24 protein-coding genes are annotated in these 23,918 nt (G+C 48.7%); 12 read left to right on the top strand and 12 right to left on the bottom strand.

All coding sequences use genetic code 11. The features are described from left to right. The first annotated feature begins 8 nt into the window (after positions 1–8). A complete protein-coding gene (locus tag KEF85_RS08210) occupies positions 9–446 on the top strand; it encodes a hypothetical protein (RefSeq protein WP_215584868.1) in 438 nt (145 codons plus the stop codon). Here the strand turns inward: KEF85_RS08210 and KEF85_RS08215 are convergent. Together KEF85_RS08215 and KEF85_RS08220 are read right to left on the bottom strand one after the other, a co-directional pair. Further along, positions 440–1,930: an SEL1-like repeat protein gene (locus KEF85_RS08215; protein WP_215584870.1), complete on the bottom strand. Its 1,491-nt coding sequence runs from the start codon at positions 1,928–1,930 to the stop codon at positions 440–442. The two genes, KEF85_RS08210 and KEF85_RS08215, sit on opposite strands and share 7 nt — an antisense overlap. Before the next feature lie 36 nt (positions 1,931–1,966). Continuing rightward, positions 1,967–3,493 (bottom strand): NACHT and WD repeat domain-containing protein, encoded by a 1,527-nt coding sequence (locus KEF85_RS08220; protein ID WP_215584872.1) that lies wholly within the window; start codon positions 3,491–3,493, stop codon positions 1,967–1,969. A 306-nt stretch (positions 3,494–3,799) separates the two neighbouring features. Here KEF85_RS08220 and KEF85_RS08225 point away from each other — a divergent pair, with 306 nt between their 5' ends. The 6 genes from KEF85_RS08225 to KEF85_RS08250 all read left to right on the top strand — a co-directional run bounded on the left by KEF85_RS08225 (position 3,800) and on the right by KEF85_RS08250 (position 10,895). After that, positions 3,800–4,012 (top strand): hypothetical protein, encoded by a 213-nt coding sequence (locus KEF85_RS08225; protein ID WP_215584874.1) that lies wholly within the window; start codon positions 3,800–3,802, stop codon positions 4,010–4,012. Positions 4,013–4,514: 502 nt separating this feature from the next. Continuing rightward, the gene (locus KEF85_RS08230; protein ID WP_215584876.1) at positions 4,515–5,054 is read left to right on the top strand and encodes a general stress protein; all 540 of its coding nucleotides are present in this window, start codon (positions 4,515–4,517) and stop codon (positions 5,052–5,054) included. Positions 5,055–5,083: 29 nt separating this feature from the next. Further along, positions 5,084–7,519, top strand: a complete 2,436-nt coding sequence (locus KEF85_RS08235) for a phosphoketolase family protein (RefSeq protein WP_215584878.1) — start codon at positions 5,084–5,086, stop codon at positions 7,517–7,519. Next, complete coding sequence (locus tag KEF85_RS08240) at positions 7,516–8,109, top strand: histidine phosphatase family protein (protein WP_215584880.1); 594 nt, start codon at positions 7,516–7,518, stop codon at positions 8,107–8,109. The genes KEF85_RS08235 and KEF85_RS08240 overlap by 4 nt, the downstream gene beginning before the upstream one ends. A 107-nt stretch (positions 8,110–8,216) precedes the next feature. Then, on the top strand, positions 8,217–9,920 hold the full coding sequence (gene pgi / locus KEF85_RS08245; RefSeq protein WP_215584882.1) for a glucose-6-phosphate isomerase: 1,704 nt from the start codon (positions 8,217–8,219) through the stop codon (positions 9,918–9,920). Positions 9,921–9,971: 51 nt separating this feature from the next. Continuing rightward, a complete protein-coding gene (locus KEF85_RS08250; protein ID WP_215584884.1) occupies positions 9,972–10,895 on the top strand; it encodes a YfdX family protein in 924 nt (307 codons plus the stop codon). 651 nt (positions 10,896–11,546) lie between these two features. Here KEF85_RS08250 and KEF85_RS08255 read toward each other — a convergent pair. The 4 genes from KEF85_RS08255 to KEF85_RS08270 all read right to left on the bottom strand — a co-directional run bounded on the left by KEF85_RS08255 (position 11,547) and on the right by KEF85_RS08270 (position 14,556). Continuing rightward, positions 11,547–11,753: a hypothetical protein gene (locus KEF85_RS08255; protein WP_215584886.1), complete on the bottom strand. Its 207-nt coding sequence runs from the start codon at positions 11,751–11,753 to the stop codon at positions 11,547–11,549. A gap of 366 nt (positions 11,754–12,119) precedes the next feature. Beyond that, a complete protein-coding gene (locus KEF85_RS08260) occupies positions 12,120–12,905 on the bottom strand; it encodes an endonuclease/exonuclease/phosphatase family protein (RefSeq protein WP_246535083.1) in 786 nt (261 codons plus the stop codon). Beyond that, on the bottom strand, positions 12,878–14,242 hold the full coding sequence (locus KEF85_RS08265; RefSeq protein WP_215584888.1) for a phospholipase D-like domain-containing protein: 1,365 nt from the start codon (positions 14,240–14,242) through the stop codon (positions 12,878–12,880). The genes KEF85_RS08260 and KEF85_RS08265 overlap by 28 nt, the downstream gene beginning before the upstream one ends. A gap of 38 nt (positions 14,243–14,280) precedes the next feature. Further along, on the bottom strand, positions 14,281–14,556 hold the full coding sequence (locus tag KEF85_RS08270) for a hypothetical protein (protein WP_215584890.1): 276 nt from the start codon (positions 14,554–14,556) through the stop codon (positions 14,281–14,283). 259 nt (positions 14,557–14,815) lie between these two features. Here KEF85_RS08270 and KEF85_RS08275 point away from each other — a divergent pair, with 259 nt between their 5' ends. The 4 genes from KEF85_RS08275 (at position 14,816) to KEF85_RS08290 (ending at position 18,778) form a co-directional block, all read left to right on the top strand. Beyond that, the gene (locus KEF85_RS08275) at positions 14,816–15,211 is read left to right on the top strand and encodes a hypothetical protein (RefSeq protein ID WP_215584892.1); all 396 of its coding nucleotides are present in this window, start codon (positions 14,816–14,818) and stop codon (positions 15,209–15,211) included. Positions 15,212–15,358: 147 nt separating this feature from the next. After that, positions 15,359–15,760 carry a hypothetical protein gene (locus tag KEF85_RS08280; RefSeq protein WP_215584894.1) on the top strand — a complete coding sequence of 134 codons (402 nt, stop codon included), beginning with the start codon at positions 15,359–15,361 and terminating at the stop codon, positions 15,758–15,760. A gap of 84 nt (positions 15,761–15,844) precedes the next feature. After that, positions 15,845–18,121: a sensor domain-containing protein gene (locus tag KEF85_RS08285; protein ID WP_246535084.1), complete on the top strand. Its 2,277-nt coding sequence runs from the start codon at positions 15,845–15,847 to the stop codon at positions 18,119–18,121. Positions 18,122–18,412: 291 nt separating this feature from the next. After that, complete coding sequence (locus tag KEF85_RS08290) at positions 18,413–18,778, top strand: DUF4870 family protein (protein ID WP_215584896.1); 366 nt, start codon at positions 18,413–18,415, stop codon at positions 18,776–18,778. 203 nt (positions 18,779–18,981) lie between these two features. On the opposite strand, the gene KEF85_RS08295 is transcribed toward KEF85_RS08290, so the two are convergent. The 3 genes from KEF85_RS08295 to KEF85_RS08305 form a co-directional block, all read right to left on the bottom strand. Next, positions 18,982–19,668: a VIT1/CCC1 transporter family protein gene (locus tag KEF85_RS08295; protein ID WP_215584898.1), complete on the bottom strand. Its 687-nt coding sequence runs from the start codon at positions 19,666–19,668 to the stop codon at positions 18,982–18,984. A 41-nt stretch (positions 19,669–19,709) separates the two neighbouring features. Beyond that, positions 19,710–20,360: a BON domain-containing protein gene (locus KEF85_RS08300; protein ID WP_215584900.1), complete on the bottom strand. Its 651-nt coding sequence runs from the start codon at positions 20,358–20,360 to the stop codon at positions 19,710–19,712. A 126-nt stretch (positions 20,361–20,486) separates the two neighbouring features. After that, positions 20,487–21,608 carry an IS4 family transposase gene (locus KEF85_RS08305; protein ID WP_215579912.1) on the bottom strand — a complete coding sequence of 374 codons (1,122 nt, stop codon included), beginning with the start codon at positions 21,606–21,608 and terminating at the stop codon, positions 20,487–20,489. 247 nt (positions 21,609–21,855) lie between these two features. On the opposite strand from KEF85_RS08305, the gene KEF85_RS08310 reads away from it, so the two are divergent. Next, positions 21,856–22,041, top strand: coding sequence for a hypothetical protein (locus tag KEF85_RS08310; RefSeq protein ID WP_215584902.1), 186 nt, complete (start codon positions 21,856–21,858; stop codon positions 22,039–22,041). 786 nt (positions 22,042–22,827) lie between these two features. Here KEF85_RS08310 and KEF85_RS08315 read toward each other — a convergent pair. From KEF85_RS08315 to KEF85_RS08325, 3 genes are read right to left on the bottom strand one after another with little or no spacing between them, the layout of a single operon-like run. Further along, positions 22,828–23,259, bottom strand: coding sequence for a phage holin family protein (locus KEF85_RS08315; RefSeq protein ID WP_215579215.1), 432 nt, complete (start codon positions 23,257–23,259; stop codon positions 22,828–22,830). Between the two features lie 12 nt (positions 23,260–23,271). After that, on the bottom strand, positions 23,272–23,502 hold the full coding sequence (locus KEF85_RS08320; RefSeq protein ID WP_215579217.1) for a DUF883 domain-containing protein: 231 nt from the start codon (positions 23,500–23,502) through the stop codon (positions 23,272–23,274). Positions 23,503–23,516: 14 nt separating this feature from the next. Further along, entirely contained in the window at positions 23,517–23,831 is a 315-nt protein-coding gene (locus KEF85_RS08325) for a BON domain-containing protein (RefSeq protein ID WP_215579218.1), read from the bottom strand. Between the last annotated feature and the right edge of the window lie 87 nt (positions 23,832–23,918).

Here is a 23,918-nt window from a genome sequence, read left to right on the forward strand (position 1 = left end):
TTATTATCATGCCAAGCGCTTACAAACTAAGGATCTACCGAGCTTTAAATATCATTAGCCTGTTTGCAGCAATAGGATTTTTATTCGCTTGCGCCGAGATTGAAAAAAAAGAACAGCTGTTGTCGGCGGCAGGTTTCAGCATTAAATACGCAGATACGCCGGAGAAACTTGATCATCTAAAATTACAGGAACAGCATAAAATTGTTCCTTATATCAAAGCAGGAAAAAACTATTTTGTGTATGCGGATAGCTCAGGCTGTGAATGCATGTATGTTGGTGATGATACCGCTTATCAGCAGTTTAATAATTTAGAGGTAGAAGAGGATATTGCCAACCAACAACGCATAAACGCCGAGATGAATCAGGAGTGGGAAATGGATGGTAGCCGATGGGGACAACCTTGGGGGAACGGGCCTTGGAATGGTTATGGCTTATATCATTATTGAGTTGGCTGCCAGGGAATCACCTGCTTATGCCAAATACCGGCTACCAACTCGGGGTTCATTCTGCGAGCAAGGGAGCCGCGGCGAGACGCCTCAAACTTTGCAAGGTCATTTAAGCCGTAAAACTCAAATTGTTTGGCGGAGAGCGCGTGGTAATAAAGTGCTTTTTCTAAGTCTTTCGGCAATTCTTCACCCAATTCATACCGCTGGGCAAGCGCTGCAAGTGCTTGAGGAATGCCCTTATTAGCCGCATTGTCCCAAAGCTGCAGGGCAGCCGGACGATCAACTGGAATAGTAAGATGGTCGTCGGGGAGATTAAGCCCATCCCAGAAAAGCTGAGCCAATTCGTTGGCCGCAGCCAGATTGCCGAGGGTAGCGGCACGCTTGAACAATTCCAGCGCTCGGCTTGGGTTAGCCGGAGTTCCCTGGGCAGCGCCGACTAGTTGCGCAGCAAGCCTACAAGCAGCCGCATACGATTTTTCACAGGCTTGATCGGCCAGTTGCAAAGCCTCGTCATACTGATTGTCTTGCTTAAGGGCTAATGCCAACTGAAATTGATAGCGGATGGTGTGGCTATCTTCAGCAACAGCCTGACGGCAAGCAGGTATCGCCTGTTTCGCCTCAATTTCTTGATATTTGATTTTGCGGAAATTTGGATTATCGGTATCGAATGGTTCTGCAGCTAATGCATCGCAGGCATTCTGCCCCGCCATTTCAGCGGTATCCTGCTGACTCAGAAACAACTTGTCACGCTGTTCCGGACTTAAGACTTCCAACTCTGCGGCGCGCGCATAGTCGATTTGCACCTTAGCCTGAAAGTTTGCCAGATCCCAGAGTCGGATAGTACCATCTCTTGACGCCGTCACCAGCTTCTGGGCGTTTTGAGTGAATTCTGCGGCGTTAACCTCAGCTGTATGCCCAGTCAATTCTAAAAGCACTTTACCGGTATCGGCATCCCAGAGGCGGACTGTATTGTCATCCGAGGCTGTCACTATCCGCTGTCCGTCCCCACTAAACCGCGCCAGATTGAAATTATATTCACGCCCTTTTAGTACTTGAAGTTCTGCACCATTTTCAGCATTCCAAATCTTTACTTCATTTATTAAAGTTGTGAATATACGTTTACCATCTGCAGTGAATTGGGCAGCGTTTTCATCATAACCAACTCCCTCTAACTCAAACAGCTTTAATCCGCTTGCGACGTTCCATAAACGGGCTATGCCATCGGCCGCTATAGTAAGCACACGCGAGCCGTCCTGATTAAATTTGACGGAATACACAAATTTAGTAATGCGTTGCATGTCGTCAGGTTTTATTTGTGCCAGCATGTCTATCTCGTCACGACCATTCAGAATATGCAGTTGCTCGCCACTATCGGCATTCCATAATCTGGCTGTGCCATCCTCAGAGCTTGTAGCGGCAACATGGCCGTCCGAGTTTAATTTTGCCGACACCAGGACACCAAAATGTCCGTTCAATACCTGCAATTCGGCACCATTATCAGTATCCCAAATCCGGGCAGTTTAATCCTCTGAGGCTGTTATCAAACGGTGGCCAGCGCCGCTAAATGCTATCGATCTGATATAACCGGCATGACTACCTTTCATCACCAGCAACTCAGCCATGGTTTTAGCATTTAGCAGGTGCACAGTATAATTAAAGTCAACGATAGCCAGCTTACTCCCATCAGGACTGAATACTGCCTTATATAAAGTAAACTCCAATAACGGGAGTATGCCCGGTTCGGCGGCTGCATCCTGACGCAATTTTTCGTTAAGCGCGCCCTGTGTTTCGGGTTGAGTTTCAAAAACTAAACCGGCTTCTTGGGCTGGACCTAATATGATTTCACCAATTTCGGCATCATCCGGCGGTAGTAATAGAAAACGCCCCGGCCCGGCGGTTATACTAACAAGAGCGGGCATTTGTTCCAATAAGGGATAGAAATCGCTACGCATAGTCGCAATAATTAGTACATCGCCCTTTAAGGCCAATGCTGCCAAGCTAGCGATAAAAGCGTCACGAACCTCGGAATTAATGGTGGTGTCGAATATTTCCTCAAATTGATCTACCACTAATATTAGTCGCGACACCCAAGGCTCAGCCAGTTGCGCAGCCCTTGAAACAGCTGCTAATCCATCAGAAACTATTACGGCCAATTGTGGTGGCGCTGCGTTGATTAACTGACTTAGTGACTGCGCCAGTTCCGGTAGCGCGGTGGAGGCCAGCAAGGCATTATGCAGCGCGGTCATTGGCTCACCTTTTGGACGCATGACCACCCAACGTACCAATCCTACATTTGGTAACATGCCCGGCAACATCAAGTCAGGAATAAGGCCGGCTTTTACTAACGATGACTTACCCGAACCGGACGCCCCCATCACCATCAGAATCGAGCGTCCTAATTTGATCTGCTGATAAATTGCATCGCGAATATCGTTCCGAATCCGCCGCCGACCGAAGAATATTTGCGCATGCTCTGTATCAAAGGATTCCAGGCCACGAAAGGGCGACCCTTTATGCCAATGCACGGAATTCAAATCCGCTGGATTGCCTATCCGCTGCAAAAGCAGCGCCCGTAAATGGGTATAGAGCATTTCTTCAAATTCCGTTGGACCACTAAAGCAGTGACTTGCGGCGCGAAAGTTGCCGTCATCTTTATTTACAAACCAGCGGGCGATAAAATCATCGACTAATTTTTTTTGGATATTTCTTTGTTCGGATTCATCTCCAACAATTACCAGACTAGCAGCGGTTTTACGATACACCAGGAGTTCCGGCGCACCTTGTTCCTGATTCGCATTGAAAGCATCCTCAAACTCCCACTCAGTGCCGGTAACAACACGTCCGGTTTTGGCGCCCAAAAAAGTTGGCGCCGGCAAGAAAACCCCAAGTCGCAACCACAGAATAACAATTGCAATATCAGTGGTGTGTGGTGCAGGAATATTGACGGGATTTTGGAAATGATGATTGGCTTTTAAGGGTTGTCTCTCCCAAAGCACTGGTTCTATCTTACAATAATTCGCTAATTCACGACCCAGTTGCTCTATCACACGGGCCGCAATCTGGCGTTCCGGCCTTACATCACTGGGTGATGATATAAAAATTTTAATTAGTTGCATTACCATGTTCTCTGGAATTTATGGTCAAGGATGAATGGCAATGCTGGAACAACTATTGCAGCCACTGCATAAACGCATTCAATTCAGAAAACCTCTCTCGGCTATTATTGCCTAAATCCTGAAAATGTAAAATCAGGCTAATCGTTCTTGCAAGCGGGTCGCGATGAGGCTGGCTATGGTTATACGGTTGAGGGTATTGTTGAATTGGGCTGGCTTTGGTTTGATTGAGGCTGCGCGGTGAATTCCTCGATTCCACTGCGTTGCATCGAGGCTACGGGTGGCGATGATGTAGGTTATGGTTATACGGTGGGCAGGGTTGAATTGGGCTGGCCTTGGTTTGATTGGGGCTGTGCGGTGAATTCCTCGATTCCACTGCGTTGCATCGAGGCTACGGATGGCGGTGATATTGGTTATGGTAGACCATTGCGTGGCGTGGTTGAATTGTGCTGATGCTGGTTTGATTGAGGTTGTGCGGTGAATTCCTCGATTCCACTGCGTTGGATCGAGGCTACGGGTGGCGATGATGTAGGCTGTGTTTGCGGGTGTTTTGCGATAGCTAAACACCAAACACCCGCGAAGTTTTGGTGGCTTGCCTGGCGGCGAAGCCACCCTACATGGTGGTCGCTTTGATTAAGGCCATGTTTGCGTTAATGGTTGATTTTGGTTCAGGCGGTGGAGGATGTTGTTGAATTGCGCTGGCTCTGGTTTGATTGAGGCTGTGCGGTGAATTCCTCTACGGGGCTGACCCCATTTTTTCGCTTTGTGCGCTAACAAACAGACTGATTTACTGATAAGTTGAATAATCCGCTCTAGATGAAACGGCTGGATGGTTGTTTTGCCGCTGATGTTGAGTGTAAGTCTTGTTATGCTCATACGTCTTTATCAAACCCGGTGTAACGGCACGGCTTAGTCGTGCCGGCTCGGTGATTATTTATTAGTGGAGTATGTAAAAATGTCTGTGAAAGAAAGTTCAGCTGTTGGCGTGTTTAATACGCATCTTGATGCAGAAAGCGCGGTCAAGGAATTGCAAAAATCCGGTTACGATATGAAGAAGCTTTCCGTGGTGGGTAAGGATTACCATAGTGAAGAAAATGTGGTCGGTTATTACAACACCGGTGACCGCATGGCGACCTGGGGCAAGTTTGGTTTGTTCTGGGGCTGGTTGTGGGGCTTGTTGTTTGGTTCGGCATTTTTTCTGATTCCGGGCATCGGCCCGGTGATGGTGGGTGGTCCTTTGGTGAGCTGGATTCTGGGTGCGCTGGAATTATCGGTGATTACCGGTGGCCTGACTGCTTTTGGTGGGGCGCTGGCCAGTATTGGTATTCCTAAAGATAGCGTGATTCGCTACGAAACTGCGCTGAAAGCCGATAAATTTGTGCTGATTGTGCACGGTACACTGATGGAAGTTGAAAAAGCCAAAAGTATTTTGTTGTCTAACAAAGCCGAAGCAGCTGATGTTCATGAATATGCTACTGCTCACCACGTCATGTAAATTCCGTATATTACGGATAGGACAGCAACATGTTTAAGCAAAACGGGGCCGCTCAGCACCCTATAGCAGAGCTGGGCGGGTCTGCCACAACGCTGAGTCCGCAGGAACTGGATAATATCGATGCATATTGGCGTGCAGCCAATTATCTATCGGTAGGGCAGATTTATTTGTTTGATAATCCCTTGCTGAGCCGGCCTTTACAGCTTAGTGATGTCAAACATATGCTGCTGGGTCATTGGGGAACGACGCCTGGTCAGAATTTTATTTATGCGCATCTGAACCGGGTGATCAATAAATACGATCTGGACATGATTTATGTGTCCGGCCCTGGCCACGGTGGCCCGGCGGTGGTTGCCAACACTTATCTGGAAGGCAGTTACAGCGAAATTTATCCTAATATCAGTCAGAACACTGCCGGACTGCAAAAACTGTTTTTACAGTTTTCGTTTCCCGGCGGTATTCCCAGTCATGCTTCGCCGGAATGTCCGGGTTCGATCCATGAGGGCGGGGAACTGGGGTATTCGCTGAGCCACGCCTTCGGTGCGGTGTTTGATAATCCGGAGTTGATCGTGGCCTGTGTGGTTGGCGATGGCGAAGCGGAGACCGGACCATTGGCTACGGCCTGGCATGGTAATAAGTTTGTCAATCCGGTCAATGATGGCGCGGTACTGCCGATTTTGCATTTGAACGGTTATAAAATTTCCAATCCCACGCTGCTGGCAAGGATCAGCCGGGTGGAATTGGAGCAATTATTACGCGGCTACGGCTGGACGCCTTATTTTGTGGAGGGCGATGATCCGGTGCTGATGCATGAGGCAATGGCCGCCACTCTGGATCAGGTTATTGAGCAGATTAAACATATCCAGTTGCAGGCCCGCCAACAGCATGAAGTAAGCCGGCCGCGCTGGCCGATGATAGTGCTGGCTTCCCCCAAGGGTTGGACTGGCCCTAAAGTTGTGGATGGTCTGCAAATAGAAGGCACTTTTCGCGCTCATCAGGTGCCGCTGTCCGATCCGGCCAAGCATCCTGGTCACTTAAAATTACTGGAGGACTGGTTGCGCAGCTACCGGCCCGAACAATTGTTCGATGCCCAAGGCCGTTTGAAACCGGAATTGGCTGCCTTGGCGCCAAAAGGCAATCGGCGCATGGGCGCCAATCCTCATGCCAATGGCGGCATTTTGCTGCGCGATCTGATCATGCCGGATTTTCGCGATTATGCCGAACAGGTGCCGCAGCCCGGCAGCCCCGGCGTCGGCGATGTGCATGTATTGGGGCCGTTCCTGCGGGATGTGGCCAAGTTTAATCTGGAACAGCGCAATTTCCGGGTATTCGGCCCGGACGAAACCTTATCCAATGGTTTGGAAGCCCTGTTTCAGGTCAGCAACCGCCAATGGGATGCGGCGCTGCAGGAAAATGATGAATTTCTGGCGCCGGCTGGGCGGGTGGTGGATTCCATGCTCAGTGAACATCAATGTGAAGGCTGGCTGGAAGGTTATTTGCTGACTGGTCGGCACGGCATTTTTAATTGTTATGAAGCGTTTATTCACATCATTGATTCCATGTTCAATCAGCATGCCAAATGGCTGAAGGTGACGGCTGAGTTACCTTGGCGGCGTAAAATCGCTTCCTTGAATTATCTGTTGGCCTCGCATGTCTGGCGTCAGGATCATAATGGTTTTACCCATCAGGACCCCGGTTTTATTGACCATGTGGTGAATAAAAAAGCCGAAATTGTCCGGGTCTATCTGCCGCCGGATGCCAATTGCCTGTTGTCGGTGATGGATCACTGTTTGCGCAGCCGCCATTACGTCAATCTGGTCATTGCCGGTAAACACCCGGCACCGCAATGGCTGAGTATGGAAGCGGCAGTGCTGCATTGCACTCAGGGCATCGGTATTTGGGAATGGGCCGGCAATGCCGAAAACCTGGAGGCTGATCTGATCATGGCCTGCTGCGGTGATGTGCCGACCCTGGAGACTCTGGCGGCGGTAGCGATTTTGCGTGAACATTTGCCGGAGATAAAAATCCGCGTGGTTAATGTGGTTGATCTGATGAAGCTGCAACCGCCGCGCGAACATCCGCATGGTTTGCCTGATCAGGATTTTGATGATTTGTTCAGCAAGGACAAACCGGTCATTTTTGCCTTCCACGCCTACCCCTGGCTGATCCACCGTCTGACTTACCGGCGCACTAATCACGCCAATATCCATGTCCGTGGTTATAAGGAGGAGGGCACTATTACCACGCCGTTTGATATGACGGTGCTGAACGATTTGGACCGCTTTCATCTGGCCATAGATGCCATAGACCGTTTGCCGCAGACCGGCGGCAAAGGTGTGACGCTGAAACAGCAGTTACAGAATAAACTGGTGGAACATAAGCAGTATATTGATAAACACGGCACAGACATGCCGGAAATTCGTAACTGGGTATGGACTCAAGCGGTATCGGGAGCGACCACATGACCAGTGCGCTGCCTTTACGCTTGTTTTTGATTCGCCACGGTGAAACTGAGTGGAGTGTATCGGGCCGCCACACTGGCCAGACCGATATTGCCTTGACCCAAAATGGGGAAAATCAGGCCAGGGAATTGGGTAGCCATCTGCTAGGTATCAAGTTTAATCAGGTACTGACCAGTCCTCTGAAACGGGCCAGGCAAACCTGTTCTTTGGTTGATTTACCTAACACGCCGAAGGTGGATGAGGATTTAAGCGAATGTGATTACGGCGACTACGAAGGCCGCCGCTCCAGCGAAGTCAGCAAAGCCCGACCGGACTGGAGTCTGTTTCGGGATGGTTGTCCGAACGGGGAAACCTCGGAGAATATTCTGGAGCGAGCTGATCGGTTGATACGGCGCTTGCGTAGTATGCACGGCAATGTTGCGTTATTTTCTCATGGTCAGTTCGGTGCCGCCTTGGGTGTGCGCTGGCTGGATCTGGAATTGATTCACGCGCAACATTTTCCTTTGAATACTGCTTCGCTGAGTGTGTTGAGTTTTCATCCGCATCATTTGCAAATACCGATAATTGCGGCCTGGAACGCTGCTCTGCCTTAGCTGGGCCAGCGTGGTGTTACGCCAGTTACATAACTGGTGCGGATGGCTAAATCAAGACTGAGGCCTTAGCGGCTAGTCTATCCAATTTAACGTTTGTGAGTATCGTCATGAATCAGAGTTTACAAAGACAATTAACCGGTTTTGAAACCCATATCAGTGATCAGGTACCGGCCCCACTGACTCGACGTAAAACCTGGCTGGCGCTTGAAAGCCATCATGCCAGAATCAAGGATACTGATTTGCGCACCCTGTTTAGCGATGATCCGCAACGCGGGGAACGCATGCTGCTGGAAGCGACTGGGATTTATTTTGATTTTTCCAAGCAACGCCTCACTGCTGAAACCGTATTGCTGCTGATGGAATTGGCTCATGAATCCGGTTTGCGTCATCGTATCAACGCCATGTTTGCGGGCGAAAATATCAATGTGTCTGAACAGCGGCCGGCACTGCATATTGCTTTACGTGCGCCAGCCAGTGCGGTGATTATGGTGGATGGTGTTGATGTCGTCAATCAGGTACATAAGGTGCTGGATAAAATGACGGATTTTGCGGTTGGCCTGAGGAATGACCTTATCTGCGGCTATACTGGCAAACCCATTCGCAATATTATCAACATCGGTATCGGCGGTTCGCATCTGGGACCGGCGATGGCCTGTCAGGCTTTGCGCCATTACAGCAAGCGCGATCTGAACATTCAGTTTATTGCCAATGTAGATGCCACTCAGTTTTTAGAAACCACTGCCGATCTGAATCCGGAAGAGACTTTGTTTATTATTGTCTCCAAAACCTTTACCACTCAGGAAACCATGTTGAATGCCCAGGCCGCCAAAGCCTGGCTGCTGGCAGGTTTAAAAAATCCGCAGGCCCTGGCCTGTCATTTGGTTGGTGTATCCGCTCATGCCGGTAATGTGGCTGCGTTCGGCATTGCTCCGGCTTATAGTTTTGAGATTTGGGATTGGGTAGGTGGCCGTTATTCTTTGTGTTCGGCTGTGGGGCTGGCGGTTATGATAGCCATCGGCCCGACTAATTTCCGTGCCATGCTGGCCGGTTTTCAGCAAATGGATGAACATTTTCGCAGTGCGCCTTTTGACTGCAATCTGCCGGTATTGATGGGTTTGCTGGGGATATGGAATCATAATTTCGGTGCGGCCCAGACCGTGGCGGTTTTACCCTATGAGCAGTATTTACAGGGGTTTCCGGCCTATCTGCAACAACTGTTTATGGAAAGCAACGGCAAAAGCGTGAATAATGCCGGCGAGAAACTGGACTATCAGACCAGCCCTATTTATTGGGGAGAAGTCGGCACCAATGGCCAGCACTCGTTTTATCAGCTTTTGCATCAGGGTACGCAGTTAATTCCCTGCGACTTTATCGGCTTTGTTGAAGCGCTTAACCCGCTGGGTAAGCAGCATGAGCTGCTGCTGGCTAATATGTTTGCTCAGTCGGAAGCGCTGGCTTTTGGCAAAACCCACGCCGAAGCAGTGCAGGGCGGCACGCCGGACTGGCTGGCACCCCATCAGACCTGCCCAGGCAATCAACCTTCCAGCACTTTGTTGCTGGAGCGCTTAAGCCCTGAGGCACTGGGCAAACTGGTAGCGCTTTATGAACACAGTGTGTTTACTCAGGGGGTGATCTGGGATATTGATTCTTTTGATCAATGGGGTGTGGAATTGGGTAAAGTTTTGGCCGGTCAAATTGCGCCGGAACTGGAAAATACCCAACGCAGTTCATTGCAACTGGACAGCTCCACTAATAATCTAATCAGTTTGTACCGGCGCAGTCAACAGCTGTTAGAGACGCACACATTATGACGCTGGGAAAAACCCGCCGCCACCATCAATTTTTTTTACCAAGAGCACATCATGATCAAGCCTAGTTATAAATTCGCCGTTAAACCTGTTGTGCTGCTACTGGCCAGCTTACCAATTTGCCTAACCGTGCAGGCCGCGGATAAAACTAAACCTGCAGCGCCGTTAAGCATAGCGGCCCAGCAAGGCGCTGAACTGAAAAAACAAAAACTGATTGCCGAACACAATCAGCAGATCATAGACGAAGCCAAGCAAGCGGTATTGGGTACCCAACAGGCCTTGCTGGATTTGGAGAAAAATGATGCGCCCGCTGCGCTGATTATTTTGCAGGAAGTGACCAAACAACTGGACACTATTTTAGTTGCCAATCCCGCTCTGGTGTTGGTAGCCGCTGACATTGAAGTGGATGTGATTGATTTTGACGGCAATGCCGCAGCCATAGCGGCCAAGGTTAAGCAGGCGGCAAATTTGCTTAATCACGGTAAATTGCAGGCCGGTCGTATGGTTGCGGATGAATTGGCCAGTGAAATGGATATTACTACTGCGAGTATTCCGTTGACCACTTATCCGGCGATCATCAAAGATGCGGTGGTGCAGATTAATGCCGGTAAAGTTAAGGAAGCGGCTCAACTGCTGGAAAACGCACTCAACAGCTTGGTTCAACAAACCGAAATCATTCCGCTGCCCTTGTTACGCGCTGAAACCTTATTGCTGGAAGCCGCAACCCTGGAACAAAAAACCGATTTAACTAAAGCTGAAAATCGGGATGCGGTGCTTAAATTAACGGCTACAGCTAAAGAAAAACTGAAAATTGCCGAGCTGTTGGGTTATGGCAGCAAAGCCGATTATCAACCGTTTTATCAGGTGATTGATAATATTAAAGACAGTATTAATACTGAAAAATCGGCGGCTACCTGGGCAAAAATCAAGCTGGCGCTGGCTGAGCTGAAAACCAAGATTACGCCTGCTGCGAAATAAAGCTTTAGGGTTGTCGATAACTTTTGGCGCATTAAAAATCAGTTTCAAGCTAATCAGACAATGATCGGCGAATTTCGACACAAATCCGGCAATCGCTCCAGTTTTGCCAATGCCAGAAAATTGATAATAAGTTGACGTTGGATTGGCGGAATCAGGCTGGGTTGAATGATAATGAAACCCAGCTTTGCAGCTGAAAAGTTTTGAAATTCAAAATCATTTTGGATGTAAAGAAACTTGGCTTTTTCAAGGCATTCGCTGGGTTTCGCGTTGCTCTACCCAGCCTACGGCGCTAACAGCCAGAAGAAAACGGGGTCTGTCCCCTTTTTAAGGGGTCTGTCCCCTTTTTAATGTCCCCTTTTTTAATAAGCTGACGTTGGATTTGCGGAAGTCGGTTCGGTTGAATGATAATGAAACCCAGCTTTGAAGCCGAAAAGTTTTGAATTTCAAAACCATTTTGGATGCAAAGAAACTTGGCTTTTTCAAAGCATCCGCTGGGTTTCGCGTTGCTCTACCCAGCCTACGGCGCTAACAGCCAGAAGAAAACGTGGTCTGTCCCCTTTTTGCTCCAATTACAAATAATGAAGTCGCGCCGGGATGTTGCGGATACGCTAGCCAGCCCCGCCCGGTGTTGTCGGGCGGGGCGAGGCTGTATCACACCACTAAGGCGTCTTTGCTGTTTTGCCAGTAGCTGCTTTGCGGTTGGGCTCGATGCTGATTGGCGGGAACCAGGCATTTGCATTGCAGACAAATGAAATTTCCGGTTGGACCGCCGTAGGCGTATTCGGTGATTAAAGTCGGGTGCCGACAAACGCTGTTATTTGGGTTTGTGGTTAAAGACTGTGTGTTTTGCGTATTCATACTTGTTTCCCATCCTGGTTTACGGCACATCAAAGACTGATTAATTCAGTTGCCGGTCTATAGTATTACCTTAAAATCAGCGTCTGTCAGTACGCTGGGTCACAATTAAAATGGTGGTGCTGAGTATCTGTTTCCAGTCTGGATACAAAATAATTTAAGTTTTGCATAAGGCTAAATATTCGAATCTTTAAATATAGGGTAATCTCGTATCACAGTGTAATCGAGGAATTGCTAACCGACAACCTTGATTTTATATTGCAGCTTCAAGGCGATTCTTAAAGGGGTTGACCGGAAGCATTTGAGTAAGTTTCAATGCAAATACCCAAAGAATGAAAATATTTTCCCGGTAATGCTAAAGGGTTTGATTTAGTTTGAGGTGAGGCTAAAGTTTGCGGTCAATGCGGCGTGGTCTGATAACAAGCGCCAGGGTGATGCGGTGAGACCGGCACAGTCTATGGGTTTAAGTCCGCGGTAATAGATGCGATCCATCCTGAAAATGGGTAGCCAGACCGGAAAGCTTTGCACATGGCTGCCCTGCATGACCTGAAACACTTCGCGCAAGCCCAGGCTGTGATGGAACTGCCGATTTGCCTGTTCTGACCAGTCATTAAAATCACCGGCAATTATTAATACCGCATCACGCGGCACATGGCTGTTAATACGCCGGCAGAGCATGGCCATTTGCCGGCGGCGCTCTCTGGCCAGCAAACCAAAATGTATACAGATGATATGGACGGGGTTGCTTAGTCCCGGCAGCTGGATGCTGGCATGCAATACACTGCGGCTGGCCCAGCTGAATGGTGAGACGTTGAGGTTTTCCCAGCTCACAAATGGATATTTACTCAGAATTGCATTGCCGTGATGTCCATGTTCGTAAACGGCATTTTTGGCGTAAGCGTGATATGGCCATAGGTCTTTGGCCAGATATTCTATTTGAGAAAGCTCGGGCCAGCCGGCTATTTGCCGGGCATTTTGCAGGTGCTGGCCTTGAATTTCCTGTAAAAACACCAGGTCGGCATTGACTTTATGCAAGGCTAGTCGAATTTCGGGCAGCACAAAACTCCGATTGCCGACACTAAAGCCTTTATGCATGTTATAGCTTAATACCGACAGTGCCTGCAGGGTCATAAATAGGGTGATATCAGCCAGCATAAGCTGTTGCGCAGCCGCACCAGGGGATTGCCGTGATACAAACCGGCCAGACTCAGTTGCGCAGATTGACTGCGGGCCTGACCGATATAGGCCGCCAGTTCGGTACATAAATTGGTATCAAATACTTCCACCACAATTTCAAAATTAAGTCTAAGACTGCGGGTATCAAAATTGGCTGAGCCGATTTGCGCATACTGCTGGTCGACCACGAATAGTTTGGCGTGTGAAAAGGGTGGCTGTTGCAAGGCAATTTTTACCCCACGGCTGAGTAAGGCCGGCAGCCAATGCAGGGTGGCCCAATCCACGAAGGGCAAATTACTGCGCAAGGGCAGTACCAAGGCTACGTCAACACCGCGCAAGGCAGCGGCCTGCAAGGCTGCCACCAGTTCCGGCGGGGGGATGAAATAGGGTGTCATAATCAGTACCTGACGTTGAGCCAGACTAATGGCGCCCAATATCATTAATAACAGCTTGTCGGCATCCTCATCCGGACCACCGGTTATGACCCGGCAGATGACGCTGCCGTGGGCAGGCATGGGGACTGGGCTGGGTTGTTTTAGGGTTTCGGTGGTGACTAATTGCCAGTCGGTGGTGAAGATCTCGGTCAATTGGGCTATGACCGGGCCTAATATACAGAAGTGAATATCGGTTAAGCGGCGGCCCTGACTACCGGCTACTTCTCTGCCACCCAGATTCATGCCGCCGACATAAGCCTGCTTGGCATCGATCAGCAACATTTTGCGATGGTTGCGGCAGTTTAAGGAAACATTGGGCGGGAACAGCCGTGGCGGCAGAAATTGAGCGGCGGTAACCCCGAGCCGGTTAAGCACGGTGGTGACATGCGGCCAGTCATACCATTCGCCGATACCATCTACCAATACTTTGACACTGACACCACGGCCAACCGCCTCAGCCAAGGCATGAACAAAACCCATGCCGACCTGGTCGGTCTGAAAAATATAGGTGGACAGCCAAATTGAATGCCGGGCTTCTGCGATAGCCTGCAGCATGCGGGGGAAGGCGATTTCGCCGTTGTACAATGGTTCCACACAATTGCCGCCAGCCGGCAGCCACTGGCTTAAGGCATTGCCGATCAGCGCTTGGGCCGGAAAAATGTCAACATCCGTTTCCGGCGCAACCGGTAAAGGCTGTCGGGATAAATCCTGGGCAATATTAATCCGGGGTTTGACCCGGTTTATGCCAAACAGCCAGTAGAGCAGGGGGCCACCGAGCGGAAATAGCCAGCATACGGCAATCCAGCTCATGGCGCTACGCGGGTCAGCTTTGCTGAGCAGGGCATGGACAGCAGCAGTGGCTGCGCTGCCCAGATAAAACAAGACTAATATGCCATGCTCAGCGCTGAATAACTCAGTGCTTATTTGCCGGCCACTGATTTTTCATAGGCATCTGCCTCAGCGTCATGATGCGCGGCCAGAGCTAAATGTTTGTTTTTTAATTGGGATTTGCCAACGGCCTGCGCTGCGGCCGCCAGTGAACGTTCTTTTTTGGCCAGGTCACGGCGGTATTCCACATGGCTTTGCTTTACTTCGGACGCTGAGTTTTGCTCGGCAGCTGCTCCGGCCAATACAGGCGCGGAAACACTGGTCAGTATTGCAATCAGGGCCAGATGTAGAAATGTGTTTTTTTGCATTATATTCTCTCAGATTATTTTTAATGGCAGGCTAAGACCTAAGCGGGTTAGGCATTAAGTTTTGCTGCCTGGAATGAGTCAAAGGCCTGCTTCTTTATCTTGCCAAGTTTCCGACACTTGTTCTGTGCGGCAGCACACTTAAGACTCATATTTTCATCATAACATGTAAGGTTATATTGTTAGGATTTAATTGTTTTTGTAACGAGTAGGACTAATATTAGTCATTGAGCTTATGATTAGCTTCACTACGAGGTGTACTATGAAAAAATGTGCAATAGGGTTGTTAAATTTTCTGTTAATTAGCGCTTGCGCCAGTAATGATTCACTCATAAAAACCCCAAACCAGGATCAAGATTTGGGCTATTTTGCCGATGCTACTAAGTGCAGTGCAGCCGCTATGCGCCATGAGACGATTTTGTTACCTAGTCCTACCCTGGCCGGATCTATTGATATTCCAATGGGTTATGATGCAGATAAGTTCCAGAGCTGTATGACGTACGCGGGGCGACCGGTTGACCGGGGCGATAGTCGTCTGTATTTCCAGGTTTCAGAGGATTGTCTTAGCGCTGCGCGGAAAGCTGAACATGCGGATTTGGAATATGCCGACTGTATAAAACGTAGTCCTCTGAATGTTGAAGTGATAGACAAGGAATAAATGCGGGCATGAGGCTATGGATTTGCTGTGGGGGAGATCATCCGTGCCGATTAGCGGGCAGCGAATTATTATGTTCGTTGACGAACAGACTTGCTATGCTTTTAAGCCAATAATTCTGCTTAGGCATTAGCTTTTCAGGAGACCGTCATGAACACAAAAGCAGGTATTTGGATAGACCACAGGCAGGCATATATCGTATTGATTGGCCCCGGCAGTGAATCACTTAAAAATATAGAGTCGGATATAGAAAAACATGTGCGCTTTTCCAGCCACACTGCCGATATTGACGGCGCGGCGGACGACCAGCGCGATCATCGCTATACCAGTCATCTGAATGCTTATTATGACAAGGTGATTGCTTTGTTAGGGGATGCCTCTGTTGTGCTGGTATTTGGGCCTGGAGAGGCCAAACGTGAATTGGAACAACGCTTGATCAGCAAGGGCGGGGCTAAACGTATTATCGGTATTGAAACGGCTGACAAAATGACTGAGTCGCAGATTACCACCAAAGTAAGACAGCATTATGATGTACTGTTCCACAGCGTCTGAACTGCTGGCGGTTCTGGGCAGGATATGGCCGGAACCGGTTAGCTGCCGCCTGATCCGGCAAGCAGAGCCGCTAGTACTGACAATGTGCTGAATAATCCAGCCAATCTAAGTTTACGTATTTCGGAAAGCCGCTACCGGCGCTTATTTGAAACAGCTCAGGACGGCATTTTGCTGCTGAATGCCGATACTGCGCAGATTGAGGATGTTAATCCTTATTTAATCCATATGTTGGGTTATAGCCATTTGGAGTTTTTGGGTAAGAAGTTATGGGAAGTCGGCTCTTTTGCCGACATCAGCCAGAGCAAAGAAATTTTTGCCGCCTTGCAGTTGAGCGGTTATGTGCGTTATGAAAATTTACCGTTAACAACTAAGACCGGCTTGCGCATCCAGGTTGAGTTTGTATCCAACAGTTATGACTGCGAGGGTATTAAGGTCATCCAGTGCAATATTCGCGATATTACCGAACGCAAGGCGCTGGATAGCCAAATATTGCGTCACATTCAACTCTATGCCGCGCTCAGCCAGTGTAATAAGGCGATAGTCCACTGTGTGGATCAGCAACAATTATTTTTGCAGATTTGCCGGGCAGCCGTTGAATACGGCGGGATGAAAACTGCTTTTATCGGTTTGATTGATGCCGATACTCAAATATTGCGCATCGCTGCCAGTTTTGGCGAAAGCGCGGCGGAACTTAGCGATATTGAAATTTCAGCCTGCCCGGACAGTCCGTTTGGGCAGGGGCCGATCGGGATTGCCATCCGGACCCGCACACCGTTCTGGTGTCAGGATTTTGGCCACGATCCGCTCAACATCCCCTGGCTGGAGCGCGGCAAAACGGCGGGCTGGGCGGCTTCGGCATGCTTGCCCCTGTATCATAATCAGCAGGTGATTGGGGCTTTTGTATTGTATTCCAGCGCCAAGAATTCATTCGATGCGGCTGCCTGTGATCTGCTGGTGGAAATGGCTACGGATATTAGTTTTGCGCTGGATAATTTAGCCCGTGAAGTGTTGCGCAAACAGGCGGAAGCGGATATTGCTCAATTGGCATTTTATGACCCTCTCACTGCCTTGCCTAACCGTCGACTGCTGCACAACCGTTTGCAGCAAACGCTGAATACTGAGTTTGAGCCTGGCAAGCATAGCGCCATGTTCATGATTGATCTGGACAATTTTAAAAATCTGAATGACTCCCTGGGCCATAATATCGGCGATTTGTTATTAATAGAAGTTGCCAAGCGTTTGCAAGCCTGTGTCAGCGCCACGGCTACCGTGGCTAGGTTGGGCGGGGACGAGTTTATTGTTCTGGTATCAGATTTGGATACTCAGTTGGCCACTGCAACCAGTCAGGCCGCTGCCATTGGCCATAAAATTTTAGCGGCGATCAGCCAGGTTTATTCTCTGAAAGGCAATGAATATCACGGCTCGACCAGCATTGGCATTAGTCTGTTTACCAGTGGCAATACGTCTGAAACCGAATTACTCAAACATACAGATACCGCTATGTATCAGGCCAAAAGCGTAGGCGGTAATAATCAGTATTTTTATAATCCGGCATTGCAGGCGGCATTGGAAATTCGTACCGAATTGGGGCGTGATTTACATAGCGCCATATCTGGCCACCAACTAAGCCTGTATTATCAGGCGCAGGTTGACAATAAGCGGCAGGTGTTGGGGGCCGAGGTTTTGCTGCGCTGGCAGCATCCGCAACGCGGCTTGATTTCACCATTGCTGTTTATTCCTTTGACGGAAGAAAAAGGTGTGATTATTGATATCGGCCACTGGGTGCTGGAATCGGCCTGTATGCAACTTAAAGCCTGGGAAGCCGATCCGCGTTTCAGTGCTTTAAAAATTGCGGTAAATGTTAGTGCCAGGCAGTTTTATCAGGTTGATTTTGTTGAACAAGTGATTTGTATTCTGCGTAATACCGCTGTCGATCCGCACAAGCTTAAGTTGGAACTGACCGAAAGTGTGGTGATGGACGATATTGATGGCACTATCGTCAAGATGCACGCGCTGCGGCGCTATGGTGTCAGTTTTTCCCTGGATGATTTTGGTACCGGTTATTCATCGCTATCTTATTTGACCCAATTACCGGTCGATCAATTAAAAATTGACCAGTCTTTTGTGCATAACATCGGGGTAAAACACAGTGATGCTATCATCGTGCAAACCATCATCGGTATGGCTGACAATCTGGGCATGGAGGTGCTTGCCGAAGGGGTGGAAACTGAAGCTCAGCGGCTTTTTTTGGAGCAACACGGCTGCCGACATTATCAGGGCTTTTTGTTTTGCCGACCGGCCCCTATTGCGGAACTTGAGACTTTGGTAATACCGGCACCTGCAGCTCACATCATTATTTAATTGTAACTATTCAGCGTAGCCTCGATGGAGCATCGCGGAATTGAGGCGTTATTTAGCAAACGGCTTTGCAGCATCCTGTCGCATTTTCAGGTAACTCTGCTTCGATGTTCCTCGATTCCACTGCGTTTCATCGAGGCTACGGGGTCTGCTTTTCAATAGGGTGAATAGTTACATTTAATTTGGCAACATTATTGCTGCAGCCAATATGTGATATAGCGTACAGACCCTGCCCAGCTGAACTAATATACTTGTATGGTATCAAACATATTAATAAACAAAGGCAGGTGTATCATGAACATAAGCGCAACTGGGCATACAGAAGCCGAAAAACTGCAGGGCTTAAAAAAACTGGCAACGACTGTTTACGTTTGTCAGGTATTTGCTGTAATGATGATAGGGTTACCATTATTTGTTGGGGTGGCTATTAATTTTTTCAATCGTGATGATGTACAAGGTACTTGGCTGGAATCACATTTTAACTGGCAAATTAAAACCGCCTGGGTATCTCTGGCCGGATTTGCTTTAGCCGGGCTTTCTTTTGACTTGGGATTTGGTGTTTATATTTTGCTGGTTACTGTGGTTTGGCTGATTTACCGCATAGCTATCGGCTGGTATACGCTGAGTGATGATCAAGCTATTAACAATAATATTAATTAAGCAATTGTGATTGTTCTGCTTCAATTTTGGACGGCGCTTTTTTAAGGCTGTTGTGTGATTTGACAAGATGGCTTCGATGCGTTTATCGCGTTTTGGGGGATCATCTGCTGCGATGATCCTCGATTTCACTGGGTTGCATCGAGACTACGGGGTTTGGTTTTTAAAATAATTTAACCTGACCCCATTTTTTTGTAGGTGGCGGTTTAGCTGAAATTTGTCAGCAACCGCCCTACGCCGGCGGTTACCGCCATCGCTATTATCCCCCAAAACATGACTCGTCCGGCACCACGCAGTTGATTGGCCTTACCCAAATAGGCCGACAGTAAGCCCAATAAACCTAAAAACAGCAGTGATGACCCGGCTAAGCAGGGAATCAGGTGTACTGGTGGCGCTATTGCGCTTACTGTGAGTGGTAAGGCTGCCCCTAAGGCAAAGCTGGCGGCGGATGCCAGCGCGGCCTGTACCGGACGTGCGCGCAGCACTGTGGAGATACCCAGTTCGTCTCTGGCATGAGCCGCCAGGGCGTTATGGCGCATTAACTGCCCGGCCACTTGTGCCGCCAGTTTAGGGCTTATTCCACGTCGAACATAGATGGCGGCCAGTTCGCGCTGTTCTGCGGCAGGATGCTGCTGCAGTTCGGTGCGTTCGCGGTTGAGATCGGCCTGTTCTATATCGGCCTGGGAATGCACCGAGACATATTCACCAGCGGCCATGGACATGGATCCTGCCACCAATCCGGCAATGCCGGTCAGCATGATATGGTCTTGACCGGCGCTGGATACTCCGATCAACAGACTGGCGGTAGAGATCAACCCGTCGTTAGCGCCTAATACCGCGGCCCGCAGCCAGCCGGTACGGTTGATCCGATGCTTTTCCAGGCGGACTGTCATGCCGCCATTATCTGTATGGCATGGCGCATTTTCCTTATGGCTTATTCTATGGTCATATTGTTTTTTACATGCAATACGCCAGGTGCGCACCAGGCCGAATGGCTGGCCAAATCGCGCTCATAGGAACTATGCACAACTCCGCCCAGGGTGACTTCCGAGCCGGATATGTCTACTTTGATATCGCGGGCGTCGTTTCTGGCCCGGCGTTTTAAAGCATCTTCGATATCGGCTTTGATTAATGTGACCGAGATGCGGGGTTTGAGGTGGATATCATCACTGACGCCTTTGACACCCATCAGATAGCGCACTGCGTCGACGGCGGCACGTTTTTGATATTCCCAATCCACCTCACCGGATAAGGTAATCCAGCCGTCCTCTACCATGACTTTAAGCGTGGTTTTGGGTAAATCCGTGGTCCACAGCAATACGTTTTCTACTGTCCGGGCAATATCGGCATCACTGCGGTTGTTAAATCCAGACAGTTTTACTGCAATTTCTACGGCCAGGCCTTGGACACCATAGACACGCTGAGCGGCATGCTCTGCATTACATTTTTCGGCATAACTGCCCACATATCCACTTAAAGTGACAATTCCGTCTTTAACCTCGACGCCGATATCAGTTGGATTTACGGATGGCTCCCAGTTTAATTCGGCAATAACATCTTTTTGTATTTCTAAATCAGTTTTCATAGTAGTTTTCCATTTGATTATTTAAAACTAAAAAAAAGCCTTTCCTATTTTTGAAAAGGCTTACACTAACCGAGAGGTTTATTGTTTTTAAAACGCTCGACCTCTGTACACGACAAAACGCGCCACTTAAATTCTGAGGGTTATTTTCCCAGACCGACTTCGGTCATAATCGATCATAGTCGGCGGACATAAAAACAAAATCCAGAATCGAAGCATCTCATCAGCCGATTTAACCGTTTTCAACAAAAAGTTATTCAGCTCGTCTAGCCCATAACGAAACAAGCTACATTCCGGGCGACCGTGTTGTTTGATGGTTAACGGCTTAACGGCTCGATGTTTCCATTCCCCGACTTTATGGGCCCAGCAAAAAGCAATGGCTTGGAGCGCCATGACTTTCTTAATCCGATAATACCGGGTCAGCCGGGTCTCTTCTAAATGGAAGCCGCGCCCTTTCAAGCATTGGAACAGGTTTTCAATTTGCCAGCGCTGGCCGTAAACTTGAATCGCCTGAGCCAAGCGCTGGTTACTGGCCAACACTAATAGCTCGTTGGTCTCTAATTTTAAGGCGTTCAACCAAACCCACTGATCGCCAATGCGCTGTCTTTTCCTCAGTACGCGCTGCTCGCCCGCCTTTAAATCCCGGAATAGGGCTTGAACGGGCTTTCCGGCGTGGCGGCGATTGGTCAGTAACTGATTGTCTTTCATCCGAATCAAATACGGAATGGTATGGTCTGTTAACCATTGCCACCACTGATCGCCAATAAACTCCCGGTCAGCCAATACGCCTTGAATGCCATGCCGACCAAACTGCCGGATGAAGCGTTGCAATAAGGCGATTCGTTCACGCTGATTGGAGTTACCCTGCTTATTCAACACCAACCAGTACACCGGCACCGCCATGCCTTTATAAGCAATCGCCAGGGTGAGGATATTCAGATTGGCCTTTCCCCATTTCCAGTTAGTGCGATCCAGAGTCAAATAATACGACTGGCCCTTAAAATCAAACAACTGCATGATCAGATGCGCCACGGCGTCATAATCAAAAACAACGGTTTGAAAAAAACGCTGAAGCCGCCTGTACCGGGACTTTAAGGTCGCCTGTCCACCAAAATTCACCGCTAATTGCGTTAAATTCATGTGCCTGGATTGGATTAACGCCAGTAACAGACCGATAAAACAATCTAAACGGCGCTTGCTCCAAGACACATGGTCTTTTAAAATCGCTCTAAGCCCATCGTTTAAGTCCATGTTCACCCCCTTTTTTACTCATTAGAGAGTGAAACAGATTTGCGATGGGCTTTCAAGTCATAAGCTTAGATCATCTTCTTTAGCCGGTTTTTAGGTTTTGTCGTGTACAGAGACGCTCGACTATGCAGTACATCTGGTAACACGGCAGAATTTATAATATATAGTTTAAATTATTGAACTAAACTCTTCAGCCGGATTATTTTTGGCAATTATGCGTTTTGGCATAACCTTTACAGGTTTCAGCTTCATGTTCATTAGCTTGTACAGAGTGACCCTGGGCAATATGGGCATGATGTGCTGCACCTTTATGGTCATCACTGGCATGCAGTTTGGCTGCTTCGGTGTGATGTTTGGCTGCTTGCACATGCTGTTCGGCAGCTTGTTCATGATGTTCCTGTTGTTGAACTTTACCGGCTTGTTCTTTTATCAGTGAGTCGCTATTTTTGCGAAAGCTTGTTTAGGGGCATCCCAGCCCCAACAAGCGGCAAAAATTACGCGACCGCTAATGCCTCCGGCGGCCCCGATTCGTCCTCCTCACCTCGTTCCGACCCAACAAGGGGATCGGAACTTCGGCTCCAAGTGACTTGACGGCGTTTCGCGATGCCTTGCAGGTTTTCTCCGCTTCGCTTCGAAAACCCGCCCGGCGCTACGCCTATCGGGGACTAAAAATCTTCGCTCCACTTACGTTCCGCTTCCAAGATTTTCAGCGATTGTGGTTGTGACATTTTATTTCCAAAGTAAATTAACAAAATATTTATCCTGTGGGTTTGTTAACAACCCACTGTTAAATACTAAAGGTTTAAATAAGCCATCACTGTTCGTTGCCAAACATAAAGCTGTTATTCTGGGTTTTCAGTTTGTTGATGGGAGCTAAAATAGTCGGTTATCAGTATAATTAAAGGCAGGGCGGTATATATTCTATAGATGAATATCACTGCGCTTATTAGGCTATGCCCGCCTGAGGTTTTAGCTTCCGGGCTGGCTGCGCTATGCGGGTTGGCGCTGAATGGACAGCTGCGACTGAGTTCGCCCAGCACAAAGCCACAACCGGCTGTGAGTCCCAAGTTGATGGGTGTGATCAGGTGTTGCTTGCAACTAAACAGCCATCCATTAATCCCTATAGACAAATGCTGTTTTCGATTTAGCAGGCTGCGCTCGGCGTGGGCAATTTTGGCGTTTAATGATAGGGTTTTACTCCGGTACGGAGTCGGAAATGTCATTATGATTTTTTTGCTTTGCGCTGTGGTGTGGATTGGGGTTTAAGGCTGCGGCGAAGTGCCGGATAGCTTAGATAATGACTTTTGCGTCGGATGATGACGATCAGGATGAGTGCCGCCAGCAGACTCAGGCCTGTTGTGAGTAAAATGGCGCTGCTTAAGGCAAGGCCATTTTCAAGTAATCCGGCCACCAGTGCCGCCATCAAACCAAACCATATACCATTGAGCATGATAGCCAGCATGATGCCGGCCACTAGCATGGTTATCAGACTGAGTCCGGCTCGCTGCGTTTCCAGGGCGGCGAGCCGAAAATGATCCAGACTGAGTTCGCGTAACTCCAACCATAAGGCTAAGGCTTTTGCCAACAGCTCGGTTTCGCTGGCCGCCTGAGGCGGTTCTGCTAATTTTTCCGGCTGCGGCTGGGCTGTATCCACAGGTATTATGGGTTAACGACTGGATAAAATACGGCTGAGCAAAAAACCGGTGGCTACTGCGATACCCAGCGCTGTGGCCGGATTGTCGCGAATGTAAACATGACAGTTTTTCAGCAGTCGTTGTTCGGCGTATTTAAGATGCGTGGTTTTATCATCCAGAGCATCTGCAGCCTGACTGGTGACTTTTGCCAGGGTATCTACCGCTTCATGAGCAAAATTTGAAGCTTTATCGATGGTTTCCATAATTTTTCCAGTTGTTATCTAAGGCGCATATCATTTTTCACTGATTTAACACCAGTGGTTTGCCGGGCGATTTCCACCGCTTTGCTGATATTGGCATTGGTGCTGACAAAACCGCTTAATTGCACGACGCCTTTGAAAGTTTCAACGTTGATTTGACCGGATTTCAGGTCGGGTTCGTCAAATAATTGGGCTTTAACTTTGGTGGTGATGACGCTGTCATCCACATATTCGCCGCTACCTTCTGATTTTGGCGATGATGCACAAGCTGTTACTGTTAATAAGGCTAAAGCCAAAGCAAAGGCGGGAAATACACTAAATATCTGTTTCATAAAAAATCTCCGGTGATTAATAATCTTGATCAAGCTGATTGGGTCATGAATTTGCATCAAAACCTTGACAGCACTCTAACAACAAGC

The sequence above is a fragment of the Methylomonas paludis genome, assembly GCF_018734325.1.
GTDB lineage: Bacteria > Pseudomonadota > Gammaproteobacteria > Methylococcales > Methylomonadaceae > Methylomonas > Methylomonas paludis.

What these genes read in the sequence shown, in the direction of transcription:
- KEF85_RS08210 (WP_215584868.1), top strand. Translation starts at nt 9, where the DNA reads ATGCCAAGCGCTTACAAACTAAGGATCTACCGAGCTTTAAATATCATT.
- KEF85_RS08230 (WP_215584876.1), top strand. Translation starts at nt 4,515, where the DNA reads ATGTCTGTGAAAGAAAGTTCAGCTGTTGGCGTGTTTAATACGCATCTT.
- KEF85_RS08235 (WP_215584878.1), top strand. Translation starts at nt 5,084, where the DNA reads ATGTTTAAGCAAAACGGGGCCGCTCAGCACCCTATAGCAGAGCTGGGC.
- KEF85_RS08240 (WP_215584880.1), top strand. Translation starts at nt 7,516, where the DNA reads ATGACCAGTGCGCTGCCTTTACGCTTGTTTTTGATTCGCCACGGTGAA.
- pgi (WP_215584882.1), top strand. Translation starts at nt 8,217, where the DNA reads ATGAATCAGAGTTTACAAAGACAATTAACCGGTTTTGAAACCCATATC.
- KEF85_RS08250 (WP_215584884.1), top strand. Translation starts at nt 9,972, where the DNA reads ATGATCAAGCCTAGTTATAAATTCGCCGTTAAACCTGTTGTGCTGCTA.
- KEF85_RS08255 (WP_215584886.1), bottom strand. Translation starts at nt 11,753, where the DNA reads ATGAATACGCAAAACACACAGTCTTTAACCACAAACCCAAATAACAGC.
- KEF85_RS08260 (WP_246535083.1), bottom strand. Translation starts at nt 12,905, where the DNA reads ATGCTGGCTGATATCACCCTATTTATGACCCTGCAGGCACTGTCGGTA.
- KEF85_RS08270 (WP_215584890.1), bottom strand. Translation starts at nt 14,556, where the DNA reads ATGCAAAAAAACACATTTCTACATCTGGCCCTGATTGCAATACTGACC.
- KEF85_RS08275 (WP_215584892.1), top strand. Translation starts at nt 14,816, where the DNA reads ATGAAAAAATGTGCAATAGGGTTGTTAAATTTTCTGTTAATTAGCGCT.
- KEF85_RS08280 (WP_215584894.1), top strand. Translation starts at nt 15,359, where the DNA reads ATGAACACAAAAGCAGGTATTTGGATAGACCACAGGCAGGCATATATC.
- KEF85_RS08290 (WP_215584896.1), top strand. Translation starts at nt 18,413, where the DNA reads ATGAACATAAGCGCAACTGGGCATACAGAAGCCGAAAAACTGCAGGGC.
- KEF85_RS08295 (WP_215584898.1), bottom strand. Translation starts at nt 19,668, where the DNA reads ATGACAGTCCGCCTGGAAAAGCATCGGATCAACCGTACCGGCTGGCTG.
- KEF85_RS08300 (WP_215584900.1), bottom strand. Translation starts at nt 20,360, where the DNA reads ATGAAAACTGATTTAGAAATACAAAAAGATGTTATTGCCGAATTAAAC.
- KEF85_RS08305 (WP_215579912.1), bottom strand. Translation starts at nt 21,608, where the DNA reads ATGGACTTAAACGATGGGCTTAGAGCGATTTTAAAAGACCATGTGTCT.
- KEF85_RS08310 (WP_215584902.1), top strand. Translation starts at nt 21,856, where the DNA reads ATGTTCATTAGCTTGTACAGAGTGACCCTGGGCAATATGGGCATGATG.
- KEF85_RS08320 (WP_215579217.1), bottom strand. Translation starts at nt 23,502, where the DNA reads ATGGAAACCATCGATAAAGCTTCAAATTTTGCTCATGAAGCGGTAGAT.
- KEF85_RS08325 (WP_215579218.1), bottom strand. Translation starts at nt 23,831, where the DNA reads ATGAAACAGATATTTAGTGTATTTCCCGCCTTTGCTTTGGCTTTAGCC.